The organism is Acinetobacter variabilis, assembly GCF_000369625.1.
GTDB lineage: Bacteria > Pseudomonadota > Gammaproteobacteria > Pseudomonadales > Moraxellaceae > Acinetobacter > Acinetobacter variabilis.
The window spans coordinates 1,667,129-1,680,291 of the sequence record NZ_KB850113.1; the positions used below are offsets into that span (position 1 = coordinate 1,667,129).

The following is a 13,163-nucleotide window of genomic DNA, read 5'->3' on the forward strand; positions in this document are numbered from 1 at the left end:
TTATATGAGTCTCCTGTTTTTTTATTTATTTTACTGCGATATCCTCTCAATTCTGATTATTTTTTATCCACAATTAAAATTAGAATTAATGGATTTTGAATTCATTGAAAATAGATTTATCCACAGATTTAAATTCAAACAAATTCATTTTCAATGTTATCTTAAACTGAATAATCATATTAAAAACATCATAAAAATAATGACTTAATATAATAATTCTATTTTTCTGAATATATTGAGGCCAGTTATTTAAATAAAATTAATACTTTATGAAGTTTAGTTAAGAATGTACTTTATTTAATCAATTTTTTATGGTAAAAATACGATCAACAAATAATCATTTACGATAAATAGATCGGATAATAAATATCTATGAAAATCGTTCAAGAAGAAAATTTACAGCAGGTTGAGCATCATCTTGGCTCGCGTTATCAGCTTGATATGATGTCATGCCTATTTTTCGTATTGGGTATGCTCATTTGCGGCTATATCTTACATAACTTTGTTTTTTAACCCGAATTAAATGATAAAAAAACCCGGCCAATTGCCGGGTTTTTTAATTCTCAAGGATTAAGCATTGCGTTTAGCAAAGTCATCCATGAAGTTTACCAATGCCTGTACACCTTCTAACGGTACGGCATTGTAAATGCTGGCACGCATACCACCTACTGAACGGTGGCCGGCAAGGTTAAGTAAATGGTTTTCTTTTGCTTCTTGCAGGAACTGTTTTTCAAGTTCAGGATTTGCCAGAGTAAATGGAACATTCATGATTGAACGGTTTTCTTTGGCAATCGGATTTGCATAGAAGTCGCTAGAATCGATATAGCCATAGAGCAATTCAGCTTTTTGCAGGTTCACTTTATGAATCGCTTCTACACCGCCCTGTTCCAGTAACCATTCGAATACCAAACCAGATAAATACCACGCATAAGTTGATGGTGTGTTGACCATCGAACCGTTTTTCGCTTGATCTGCATATTTCAGGATGCTTGGAATTTCAGGTTTTGCCTGATCAAGCAAATCTTCACGAATAATGATCAGTGTCAAACCTGCAGGGCCAATATTCTTTTGTGCACCGGCATAGATCAGACCGAATTTAGAAACATCAATCGGTGCAGACAAAATGCTTGAAGAGAAATCACATACGAGTGGCTTATCAGTTTCTGGCACATGGGCAAATTGCAGACCGCCAATGGTTTCATTATCTGCATAATGCACATAAGCAGCATCATCAGAAAGATTCCAAGTGCTTTGATCAGCAATCGCCAATTTACCATCTTCAGTTTTAATGCCTGCTTCAACCACATTGATGTCGCCATAGCGTTTAGCTTCTTTCAATGCTTTTTCAGACCAGATACCGGTACGGATATAGTCAGCTTTGTTGTTTTTACCCAGCAGGTTCAATGGAATTGCCGAGAATTGCAAAGATGCGCCACCCTGCAAGAACAGTACTTTATAGTTCTCAGGAATATTCATGAGCTTGCGAAGGTCTGCTTCTGCCTTTTCCGCAACTGCAACATAGTCTGCACTACGGTGGCTCATTTCCATGATCGAAAGACCTTTGCCCTGCCAGTCAAGCATTTCAGCTTGAGCCTTTTCAAGTACGGCAGTAGGTAATGCAGCAGGACCAGCACAGAAGTTGTACGCGCGCATGATTTTTCCTTTCAGAGTGAAACACAATAAAATGATGGCATTTAACCATATCTGGACGCCGCTTGCACAAAATTATTTCTATCCAAGAATGAAGATAGAGTCAAAAAACCAATCTAGATTCGGAGGATAATTTGAATACCTTTGATTTTTTACCCTAACCTTGTGATTTCATTTATGAGAAATTGCCTAGGTAAAAATATTCAATCTCATTCAATGCTTAGAACTATCAACTTGAAACTGGAGAAGTAAATCGCTTCGAATTACAACAATACTACAACTTAACCCATCCCTGCACTGCAAGCACTTGATTTATAATGCAGCTTAGACTGAATTAATGTGACTTTTACATTACCACTTTATGAATATGAAGAAAAATAAACAATGTGTCTGCTGGGGTCTGACTGTGCTTGCATCCATGATGTATGGCAGTTTTGCTTATGCACAAAGCATCAGCTTTCAGGATGCAGAACAACAATTGTTGCAACGTTCCTATAGTAGCCAGGCTTTTCAAAGTCTGGAGCAAGCGTCAAAACTTGAAGCAGAAGCGGTTAAAGGTATTGGCCTACCTCGTGTTGACCTGAATGTTCGTGCCTATGCCTTTCATAGTAAAGTCGATATTCCATTAAAGCAGTTTAAAAATAATCTGGAAAATTCACTCTCTCAAGGTGTAAATGGCCGGCTTAATGAGTGGGAAGCCAGTAATGGTGTGGATCTACCCGCAGGTATTACCGATCCACTGCGGGAAGGACTCAACAATACTATTCATAGCGGAGTAGGTCTGATTCCGGATACGTCTAATGTAGTCCTTGAAGATCAGGTGATTCGTCCCACTGTTTCCGTGATGATGCCACTATATACCGGAGGCCTCACCCGTAGTGCCAAAGAAATTGCCAATATTCAGTCAGGACGTAGCAAACTTAGCAATCAGCAGCAACAGGATACGCAGCGTTTTGAGCTGATTCAGTCTTACTTTAATGTTCAACTACAAAAACAGTTACTGGATTCGGCACTTTTTAATTCAAATGCCATGCAACAACATTATCGTAATGCCCTAAAACTGGAACAGCAGGGTTTTATTAGCAAAGGCCAGCGCATGCAGTTTGAAGTAGCACGCAATAATGCTGAACGCGCACAACAAAATGCCCAAGCCAATCTGAATGCTGCCCTATTTCAGCTGAATAACCTGTTGCTGGATAGCAATATCACCGAGCTAAGCACACCTTTGTTTGTGAATCGTGCTGAACCACAAAATGTGAATATTCTGCTCAGCAGTTTTAGCCAGAACTCTCCTCTGATCAAAAAAATGCAGATGGATACCGAGCTGGCCAAAGCCAATGTCAAAGCTCAGCAGGCCGCTAAAAAGCCAAATGTTTTTGCGTTTGGTGAATATAGTCTGGATCAACATCAAAACTGGATTGTAGGGGTTGCAGCACGTTATAATCTGTTCTCAGGTATTGATAAAAACAAGAATATTCAGGCTGCTGAACTAAAACGCTATGCCGCTGAACTCATGACGGCGCGTACCCAGCAGGAGATTGAAAACCTGATTTATAAATCATTTAGTGAAGCAGTCAGCGCCCAGCAAAGTGATGCTCTACTTCAGCAGAATCTGAAAGCAGCTCAGGAAAATCTGCGTATTCAGGAATTATCCTTTAAGGAAGATGTCGGGACAGCCACTCAGGTCATCGATGCCCAAAACATGCTCAGCAGTTTAAAGGCAGAAATGGCATTAAACGCTTATAAATATGTAGTATCTCTCGCGACCTTATTACAGAGCCATGGCTCAATTGTTGAATTTCCAAACTATATGCAACACGCCAACACCCACTATATTCGTTAATGGAGCCAGACATGACAGATGAGCAAAAGCCAGAACATCCTGTTGATGAACCGGCTTCAGAAATCAATTACAGTGAATCAGAGCCAGATAATCCTGCAAGCACAGAAAAAAAATCGCGCAAAAAATATCTGCTTTTAGCTTTAATTCCAGTGATTCTTGCTTTGATTGGGTTTGGCCTATGGAAAACCTATCAACCCAAAGAAATCGAGCTACAAGGCCGGGTTGAGGCAGAGACGGTTCAAGTGGCCACTAAAGTTCCAAGCCGGATTGAAAAGATTTATGTGCAGGAAGGCGATGACGTCAAGAAAGGCCAGGCGCTGGTGAAATTGCATAGTCCTGAAATTGAGGCGAAAAAGCAGCAGGCTTTAGCTACTTTACAGTCTGCATTAGCACTTCAGTCCACCGCAGAACGTGGTTCTCAGGAAGAAAATATCGCTTCTCTGTATGCCAACTGGCAGTCACTAAAAGCACAGGAGCAACTCGCTAAGACTTCCTATCAACGTGGAGCCAATCTATTTAAGGAAGGCGTTATTTCCCGCCAGCGCCGAGATGAACTGTTTGCAGCTTCACAATCTGCGTCGCAAATGACAGAAGCTGCGTATCAACAATATGCCCGGGCTAAACGCGGCAGTACACCAGAACAGAAAAGTTCTGCAGATGCTCAGGTCGATATAGCCCGTGCAGCAGTCGCTGAAGCCAATGCACTAGAAGCAGAAACTGAATTATTGGCACCGATTGATGGTACCGTCTCCAAAACCTATGGCAATGCCACTGAACTGGTGGCAACCGCAGTGCCAGTGGTCAGCCTGATCTCGGCAGAACGCTGGATTAGCCTGAATATTCGTGAAGACCAATATGCCGCTTTAGGTAAACAGCAACAGCTTGAAGGTTTTATTCCGGCACTGAATCAATCAGCCACTTTTAAAGTAAAAAATATTAGTGCTGAAGGTGAATTTGCCACCATTAAAACCACGCGCCAAACCGGCGGTTATGATGTCCGCAGTTTTAAATTTCATCTTGTGCCAGTCACTGAAATGCCTGAGTTAAAAGTCGGCATGAGCGTGCTGTTTAAATTGAAAGAGCCAAAATAAATGGCTTCTGGATTCTGGGCGGGTATTCAGCGTGAAATACGCTATTTATGCAGAGAGAAATGGGATCTGGCTCTAGTCCTGCTCGCCCCTGCCTGTATTCTGATTTTACTTGGTAGCATGTTTGCCAAAGGCAAACCGGATCATCTACCAATCGCCATTATTGATCAGGATCAAAGTAGCCTGAGCAGCAAGATTTATGATCATTTATCTTTGAATCATACCCTACACGTGCATACCGTTTCTGATCAAACGGTCGAAATCGAAAAATTATTAAACGAAAATAAAATCTGGGGCTATATTCATATTCCTACCGGAGCCGAGCAACGACTGGTCAAAGCTCAGGATGCTGAAATTAGTATTGCTTTTAATCAGAGTTATTTTAGTATCGGTAATACCATTTCTTCGGCTATGCTACTTAGCACCTTGCAGGCTCTGGCTGAGTTTACCGGTAAGCAGTATCTAGGCAACACGCTCCCCTATCTGGATGCACCTACACCGAATATTAAAATTTCCCCATTGTATAACCCACAGCTGAATTATGAATTTTATCTGGAGCCTTATATGGTGCCGGCAATTTTGCACTTGCTGTTATGTTGCTGTGTGGCTTTTGCTGTGGGTCAGGAAATTAAACGGCATACTGTTAGTCATTGGATTGCCCAACAAAACTTGTGGTCGGCACTGCTGTCTAAAAATCTGGTTTATGTAGCAATCTTTTGTTTATGGACCTGGGCTTGGATGTTTTGGCTGGTCGAAATTCGCGGCTGGTTTATTGCCGGGTCATTATGGCTAATTCTTCTGGCTCAAATACTGTTCTATAGTGCCTATGCCTTTATCAGTAGTGCTGTGGTTCTGGCTACTCAGGACCTAACCAAATCTTTTGGTCTACTAGCAGTTTATGGTGGTTCATCGCTCAGTTTTGCTGGGGTAACTTTACCTCTTAATAATGCTCCACTATTCACCCAGTTCTGGTCCAATATTATTCCTTATACACCCTATGCCAAATTACAGGCGGAGCAGTGGGTGATTGGCAGTCCGCTCTATCTTTCACTGCAACCGATATTCGTACTCATCATTTATGTCTTGCTTTATGCTGTACTGGCCTATGTCTTTCTCAAAAAAACAGCCAAAGGAGTGTCAGCATGAAATCACTTTGGAAAGCTTATTGCCAAACTTTCAAAGACATTATTAGCAATACCAGTATTTTTACCACGCTGATTTTATCAGTTCTGTTTTACAGCTTTTTCTATCCGACCGCATATAAGGCAGAACAGGCAGAAGCCTTGCCGATTATTATTGTTGACGAAGAGCAAAGTGCTTTAACCAATACCATTATCAGTCATGTCAGCCAAAGCCCTAATGTACAAATCAAGGCGGTGACTGGAAATTTTGCTGAAGCTAAACACTGGATGGAAACTCAAAAAGCCGATGGGATTTTATTATTACCAGATAATCTTTCACAATCTATCCGGCACGGTGAAAATGGCGGGATTGGGCTGTATTTAAGTGCTGCTAACTTTTTAATTACCAAACAGATTGGTTTGGGCTTGGTCTCTTCAGTAGAAAATACCTTAAGCGAATATGCGGAACGCTTTAGCGAGATTTCACACTTCTCTCCTGCACTCTCCATTCACCAGATTCCATTATTTAATACACTCTCTGGCTATGGTAGCTATGTGTTTCCCGCTGTTGCACCGTTGATCATTCATCAGACGATCTTTCTTGGCCTCAGTATGCTGATTGCGCTGTATCGGGAAAGTAGACAGAGGATTAATTTAACCACCTTATTCGGAATCAGTTTGGCGATTCTGACCATTGGATGTTTGGGCTGTTATTACCTGTTTGGTTTTACTTTCTGGTATTTTGATTATCCCCGTGGCGGAAATTTTTGGGGCATGCTGCTCGCTGTACCCATCTTTGTATTCTGCATGATTGGGATTACTACCTTGTTTGCCAGCTTTCTGGACATGCCAGAACGCGCCGGTCATATCATTGTTTTTACTTCGATTCCGCTCTTTATGCTTTCAGGAGTCGCCTGGCCGCATGCTGCCATGCCAGTCTGGGTCCAACTCATTGGGCAAGCCTTACCTTCGACCCAAATCGTGCAGATGTTTATTCAACTCAATCAGATGGGGGTGCCTACTTATATGGTTCTAGGAAAGCTTGCTTATCTATTGGTGATCGGCATCATCTGTATGAGCTTAGGCTATTATCGGCTACGCCCACGTTCTTAAATCCGGATTTACTCAGGCTATTCGCATTGAAAATTATTCACCAAATACCTGAATATTAAAGTTGCGGATTTTAGTACTGCCATTCGGCTGGTCAAAACTCACATCATACTGAACCAGGTTTTTTGGATAGGCAATTTCATAGCTGACCTTGTATTCACTCGGTTTGCCGTTATTTTCCTCGAAGCTCTTTCTCATGATAGTCTTGGACTTATATTCACCTTGCGGAATTGATCGTGAAAAACGCTTCATGATTTTTTCATTGTTTTGAAACTCTGCCTGCAACTTCGGCTCAAGCTGAGCTAAAAACTCGTCATATTTTCCATCACGCAAATCTTCATAAGCTACTTGCGCAGCCTTTTCCTGCCCAGGGCTCGGATCGGGCATACTGTCCATTGCATTATTACAGCCGCTAAGTGCAATAGCTGCGGTCAAAAGCATCAATCTGGTCTTCATTATTTATCTCTCATTTAGTCGATGTGTAAAAAAGGACGCCGAAGCGCCCTTTTTCATCAGTAGCAGAACTTATTCCTCTACTGTATTGTCATCATCTTTTTCAGCTTCTTGTGCATCAGTTACATCATCAGCTGCAGATTCAGTATTTTCCAATATTTCCAACTCATCTTCAACTGCTTCAATCGCTTCTACACCGACCAGTTTTTCATCTTCAGCCAGACGGATCAGACGAACACCTTGTGCATTACGACCAGTCTGTGCCACTTCAGAAGCACGGGTACGAACCAGTGTGCCACCATCAGAAATTAGCATCAGTTCTTTAGATGCGTCAATCGCAACTGCACCGACCAGTTCGCCATTACGCTCTGAGGTCTTGATAGCAATCACACCCTTACCGCCACGTTTCTTGGTTGGGAAGTCATCCACTGGGGTACGTTTACCATAACCATTTGCAGAAGCACACAGCACTTCACCGGTTTCAGGTACAACCACTAGAGATACGATACGACTAATGAAGTTAGCTTCAGTTGCATCTTCATCATCAGATTCAACATCTACATCTTCGACATCTTCAACTTGAGAAGCACCGATGGTCACGCGCATACCGCGTACACCTTTGGCTGAACGACCCATTGAACGTACGTCAGTCTCTGCGAAACGAATTGCTTTACCTTCGTTCGAGAACAACATGATTTGTTGTTCACCATCAGTAATCGCAACACCAATTAAGGTGTCATCGCCATTCAGTTCAATCGCACGTAAACCGTTTGAACGAACATTCGAGAATTGTTCCAGTTCTACACGTTTAATCGTGCCGTACTCAGTCGCCATAAACACATAGAAGTTCTTACGAACAGCTTCAGCCTGCTGAGCAAAGTCATTGATGATGTCATCATCAAGATCAGTGGTTGAAAGCGCTAAGCCCAATTCTTTCAACTGAACACGCAGTGCATCAGAAATATCATCTGCACCATCTTCAGATTCAGCAAGTGCAGATTCTAATGCAGCAAAGTGACTGTTAATCACTTCATTGGTTTGAAGCTGAGCAGCATTGGTCTTCACGAATGCTTTGAAGTCAGCCAGACGTTCTTTGAATTTCTTCGGTGCATCAATTACTGGCAAGATAGCAGTAATGGTTTCATTGTCATCCAATGGCAACAAGTTCACCATTGGGCGACCTTTAGCACCACGCGAAGCTTGTGGCACTTCATAAACTTTCAGACGATAAACCTTACCGACATTGGTGAAGCAAAGCACAGTGGCATGATTCGACGTCACCACCATATGCTGAATGTAATCATCTTCTTTCATGCTGGTTGCAGACTTACCACGACCACCACGACGCTGAGCAGCATAGTCAGATAATGGTTGAGTTTTCGCATAGCCTGTTTTTGAAACCGTAAGAACCATTTGCTCTTCAGGAATCAGATCTTCACGAGAGAAGTCGATACGAGACTCAACGATATCTGTTTTACGTGCATCGCCATATTGCTGAAGAATCAATGCTAGCTCTTCTTTAATGACGTTCATCAATAAGTTGAAGTCATTTAAAATGGCTGTGTATTCAGCAATTTGACCCAAGATTTCAGAGTATTCAGCTTGCAGTTTATCCTGCTCAAGACCGGTCAAGCGGTGCAAACGCAGTTCCATGATCGCGTTAACTTGAGTCGGAGATAAACGATACACATCGCCATCAATACCAAATGGACGCTCTGGATCTTCACCTTCAATTTCGTCCGGACGTACAGAAACAGCACCTGCTTTTTCGAGCAAGGCTGCCACACCGCCTGCTGCCCACTCACCTGCCTGTAAACGCTCACGCGCTTCAGCCGGGTTGGCAGAAGTTTTGATGGTTTCGATGATGGCATCAATATTTGCCAGAGCAACGGTTAAACCTTCTAAAATATGACCACGTTCACGTGCTTTGCGCAGTTCGTACATGGTACGACGTGTCACGACTTCTTGACGATGACGGATGAATGCCGCAATGATGTCTTTCAGGTTCATCAACTTCGGCTGGCCGTTGTCCAGACACACCATATTGATGCTGAAAGAATTTTCTAACTGTGTATTCTGGAACAGGTTATTGACGATGACTTCAGCATTTTCACCACGCTTCAGGTCAATCGCAATACGCATCCCTTCCTTGTCCGATTCATCACGGAGTTCAGAAATACCTTCAAGTTTTTTCTCTTTGACCAGCTCGGCAATACGTTCAATCGTTTTCGCTTTGTTAACCTGATAAGGAATTTCCGTGAAGACAATCGTAGTACGGCCAGATTTAGCATCTTCTTCAAAGTGATATTTACCACGAATATGTAAACGGCCTTTACCGGTGCGATAGGCATCCACGATGCCTGACTTACCGTAAATAATGCCACCTGTCGGGAAATCTGGACCGGAAATATATTCCATCAATCCTTCGATGCTGATATTCGGATTATCTGCATAAGCCAGACATGCATTCACTACTTCAGTCATGTTGTGTGGCGCCATATTGGTCGCCATACCGACTGCAATACCAGCCGCACCATTCACCAACAGGTTTGGAATACGGGTTGGCATGACTTGCGGAATACGCTCAGAACCGTCGTAGTTATCTTCCCAGTCAACTGTATCTTTTTCCAGATCAGCCAATAATTCATGGGTCAGCTTACGCATACGAACTTCGGTATAACGCATTGCCGCAGCGCTATCGCCATCGATCGAACCAAAGTTCCCTTGACCATCAACCAATTGGTAGCGCAGACTAAAGTCCTGAGCCATACGGACAATGGTTTCATAAACAGCAGAATCACCATGTGGGTGATATTTACCGATGACATCACCTACAACACGGGCAGACTTCTTGTAAGCTTTGTTGTAGTCATTGCCCAATTCGTGCATTGCGAAAAGCACACGACGATGAACAGGTTTTAGACCATCTCGTACATCCGGCAAGGCACGTGAAACAATCACGCTCATTGCATAGTCTAAATACGAGTGCTTGAGTTCATCCTCAATGGCAATCGGTCTAATTTCCGATACGCTCATGCATACTCCTTATTCTACAAGCCAAATTTGGCTTGCATTTATATGTCGTAAATCCAGCTATAAATCGGCTCAAAAAAAGCTGAACCAATATTAAAATTTAGTCGTACAGTATAGCATAATCTAGGCTAAATTTACCTGTTTCAGCCCCAACTATCCACAGGATTTTTAGTAGAAATTTTAATCACTTCACAATATTTTGATATTAAAAAACCTCTGCTTGCAGAGGTTCATTTTTTTCTTTAAAAAAGCAAGTCACTTAAATATGAAGTTTAGAATCTATATCGGACAAATCATCTTCAGCTATGACCTGACTAGTTGATTTTGTCACAGTACAATCTTGCTTCATTAATGGATAAGCGACCAGGAATAAGCCGATAATAAGCGGAAATTCGTATAGTTCTTCCATCAAATCTTTATAGATAAAATCTGTAAAAATAAAATGAATAAAAAACCGATTATGTTCAATGCCATCAGACATCAGCAAGCCAATGAAAGCTAATATGAGTGCCCAAATTGGAAGTGATACATGCTTAAACTTATAAGCAATTTCTTGACGCAAAGGTGCTAAAAACAGCATAAACACCACGGGTGCAATCACAAGAACCGAAATACCACGGAAATAGATTTTTGGCACTTCCGGGAAATAGTCACGTCCCCAGCTGGTACTTCTACCAAACAGCATAATCCACCATGCAACTGACCAGAGCCAAAATTGTTTTTGACCTTTACTTAATTCAAATGGACGGATATAGAAAAAACTAAATACGGCAAAACCAAACAACATTAATGCTTGAATTGACTCAACTGCTGTAACCGTCATACCTCCTAACAAAGGAAGGTGCAGACTCGGGAGAAAAGGGAAAATCAAACAGCAGATCATCATTACCAAAATACTGACTGGTAACTGAAAATCAAATTTCACGAACACTCCGCCAAATGGCAAGCTTAATAAAAGCTTAATATTAACACAAAATATACAATAGCCAAAATTTCGAGTCAGAAATGGACGACTTGTTAGTTAGATTAATTATTTAGATTAAAAAAAAGAAAAACGCTCCTAAAGGAGCGTTTTTTTGAAACTGATTCAGAAATTAGATTTTAGAAACCAATTCAGGAATTACAGTGTTCAGGTCACCTACTAACCAGTAGTCTGCTACTGCATTAATTGGAGCTTCTTCATCTTTGTTGATCGCAACGATCACTTTAGATTCTTTCATACCTGCCAAGTGCTGGATCGCACCAGAGATACCTACAGCGATGTACAGGTCAGGTGCAACGATCTTACCAGTTTGACCAACCTGCATATCGTTAGGAACGAAACCAGCATCAACTGCAGCACGTGAAGCACCTTGAGCAGCGCCAAGTTTGTCAGCTAGTGGATCAAGGATTTTGTGGTAGTTCTCACCAGAACCTACACCACGACCACCAGAAACCACGATACGAGCAGCTGTCAATTCAGGACGTTCAGATTTAACGATTTCTTCATTAATGAACTTAGAAATACCAGCATCACCAGTAGAAGCAGCAGCTTCAACCGCAGCAGAACCACCTTCAGCAGCAACCGCATCAAATGCAGTACCACGAACAGTTGCAACGATTACTGATTCAGAAGACTCAACAGTTGCAATCGCGTTACCTGCATAGATCGGACGCTTGAATGTATTTGCAGAATCAACAGCGATGATGTCTGTGATCATGCTGACATCAAGAAGTGCAGCAGCGCGTGGCAGAATGTTTTTGCCAGTTGTAGTAGAAGCAGCAAGGATATGGTTGTAGCCTTTACCTAATTCTGCAACCAGTTTTGCTACGTTTTCAGCCAGTTGGTTTGCATAAGCAGCGTCGTCAGCAAGTAAAACTTTGCTTACACCCGCAACTTTAGCTGCCTGATCAGCAACTGCTTGAGCGCCAGAACCAGCAACCAATACAGTGATATCACCACCGATTTTTTGCGCCGCAGCAACAACGTTTAAAGTAGCAGCGTTAAGTGCTTTGTTGTCGTGCTCAGCGATTACTAAAATACTCATGATTTTTATCCTTCTGTATTAGATCACTTTCGCTTCGTTTTTCAATTTTTCTACAAGTTCGTCTACAGACTTCACTTGTACGCCAGCTTTACGCTCTGCAGGAGATTCAACTTTTACTGTTTTCAGTTTAGTTGTAGTAGTTACACCGAAATCTGCAGGTGACTTAGTATCAAGCGGTTTTTTACGCGCTTTCATGATGTTTGGAAGAGCTGCATAACGTGGCTCGTTCAAACGTAAGTCAGTAGTTACGATCGCTGGAAGTGATAATTCAACAGTTTGTAGACCACCGTCGACTTCACGAGTCACTTGTACTTTGTCGCCTTCAACTTTAACTTCTGAAGCGAATGTACCTTGACCTGCACCTAGAAGTGCACCAAGCATCTGGCCAACCTGGTTAGAGTCGTCATCAATTGCTTGTTTACCAAGAAGGATCAATTGTGGTTGTTCAGCTTCAACAACACCTTTTAGAATTTTAGCAACTTCTAGCGCACCTAATTGGCTGTCATCAGCTTCAACCAGAATACCGCGGTCAGCACCAAGCGCCATTGCAGAACGGATTTGTTCTTGAGCTTCTTTAGGACCAATAGAAACAACAACGATTTCTGAAACAGTTCCTTTTTCTTTTAAACGAACCGCTTCTTCCACCGCGATTTCACAGAATGGGTTAATTGACATTTTAACGTTTGTTAAGTCAACACCACTGTTGTCCGGCTTAACGCGAACCTTAACGTTGGCATCAACCACACGTTTTACAGCAACAAGAGCCTTCATGTAATCCTCGGCTGTTTTAGCAAATGTAAATGTTGAGAAAAGTTATAATAACTCTTCACTTAAATTT

At 42.0% G+C, this 13,163-nt stretch carries 11 protein-coding genes; 5 read left to right on the plus strand and 6 right to left on the minus strand.

Features of this window, described 5'->3' with window-relative positions:
* Positions 1 to 372 precede the first annotated feature (372 nt).
* Positions 373 to 513 carry a hypothetical protein gene (locus F897_RS17785; RefSeq protein WP_004784652.1) on the plus strand — a complete coding sequence of 47 codons (141 nt, stop codon included), beginning with the start codon at positions 373 to 375 and terminating at the stop codon, positions 511 to 513.
* A 57-nt stretch (positions 514 to 570) separates the two neighbouring features.
* Here F897_RS17785 and serC read toward each other — a convergent pair whose 3' ends face one another.
* Entirely contained in the window at positions 571 to 1,653 is a 1,083-nt protein-coding gene (gene serC / locus F897_RS13710) for a 3-phosphoserine/phosphohydroxythreonine transaminase (RefSeq protein ID WP_005236719.1), read from the minus strand.
* A 358-nt stretch (positions 1,654 to 2,011) separates the two neighbouring features.
* On the opposite strand from serC, the gene F897_RS13715 reads away from it, so the two are divergent.
* The 4 genes from F897_RS13715 to F897_RS13730 are packed head-to-tail and all read left to right on the plus strand — an operon-like array spanning position 2,012 to position 6,815.
* Positions 2,012 to 3,493 (plus strand): TolC family protein, encoded by a 1,482-nt coding sequence (locus tag F897_RS13715; RefSeq protein WP_004784655.1) that lies wholly within the window; start codon positions 2,012 to 2,014, stop codon positions 3,491 to 3,493.
* An 11-nt stretch (positions 3,494 to 3,504) separates the two neighbouring features.
* The gene (locus F897_RS13720; RefSeq protein WP_004784656.1) at positions 3,505 to 4,584 is read left to right on the plus strand and encodes an HlyD family secretion protein; all 1,080 of its coding nucleotides are present in this window, start codon (positions 3,505 to 3,507) and stop codon (positions 4,582 to 4,584) included.
* Positions 4,585 to 5,727: an ABC transporter permease gene (locus F897_RS13725; RefSeq protein ID WP_004784659.1), complete on the plus strand. Its 1,143-nt coding sequence runs from the start codon at positions 4,585 to 4,587 to the stop codon at positions 5,725 to 5,727.
* Positions 5,724 to 6,815, plus strand: coding sequence for an ABC transporter permease (locus F897_RS13730; protein WP_004784662.1), 1,092 nt, complete (start codon positions 5,724 to 5,726; stop codon positions 6,813 to 6,815). The genes F897_RS13725 and F897_RS13730 overlap by 4 nt, the downstream gene beginning before the upstream one ends.
* A 33-nt stretch (positions 6,816 to 6,848) precedes the next feature.
* Here the strand turns inward: F897_RS13730 and F897_RS13735 are convergent, their stop codons facing one another.
* The 5 genes from F897_RS13735 to F897_RS13755 form a co-directional block, all read right to left on the minus strand.
* Positions 6,849 to 7,268: an outer membrane protein assembly factor BamD gene (locus tag F897_RS13735; protein WP_004784665.1), complete on the minus strand. Its 420-nt coding sequence runs from the start codon at positions 7,266 to 7,268 to the stop codon at positions 6,849 to 6,851.
* Positions 7,269 to 7,337: 69 nt separating this feature from the next.
* The gene (gene gyrA / locus F897_RS13740; protein ID WP_004784667.1) at positions 7,338 to 10,301 is read right to left on the minus strand and encodes a DNA gyrase subunit A; all 2,964 of its coding nucleotides are present in this window, start codon (positions 10,299 to 10,301) and stop codon (positions 7,338 to 7,340) included.
* Positions 10,302 to 10,557: 256 nt separating this feature from the next.
* Positions 10,558 to 11,223 carry a hypothetical protein gene (locus F897_RS13745; protein ID WP_004784669.1) on the minus strand — a complete coding sequence of 222 codons (666 nt, stop codon included), beginning with the start codon at positions 11,221 to 11,223 and terminating at the stop codon, positions 10,558 to 10,560.
* Positions 11,224 to 11,392: 169 nt separating this feature from the next.
* Entirely contained in the window at positions 11,393 to 12,325 is a 933-nt protein-coding gene (locus tag F897_RS13750; protein ID WP_004784671.1) for an electron transfer flavoprotein subunit alpha/FixB family protein, read from the minus strand.
* Positions 12,326 to 12,343: 18 nt separating this feature from the next.
* A complete protein-coding gene (locus tag F897_RS13755) occupies positions 12,344 to 13,096 on the minus strand; it encodes an electron transfer flavoprotein subunit beta/FixA family protein (RefSeq protein ID WP_004784673.1) in 753 nt (250 codons plus the stop codon).
* Between the last annotated feature and the right edge of the window lie 67 nt (positions 13,097 to 13,163).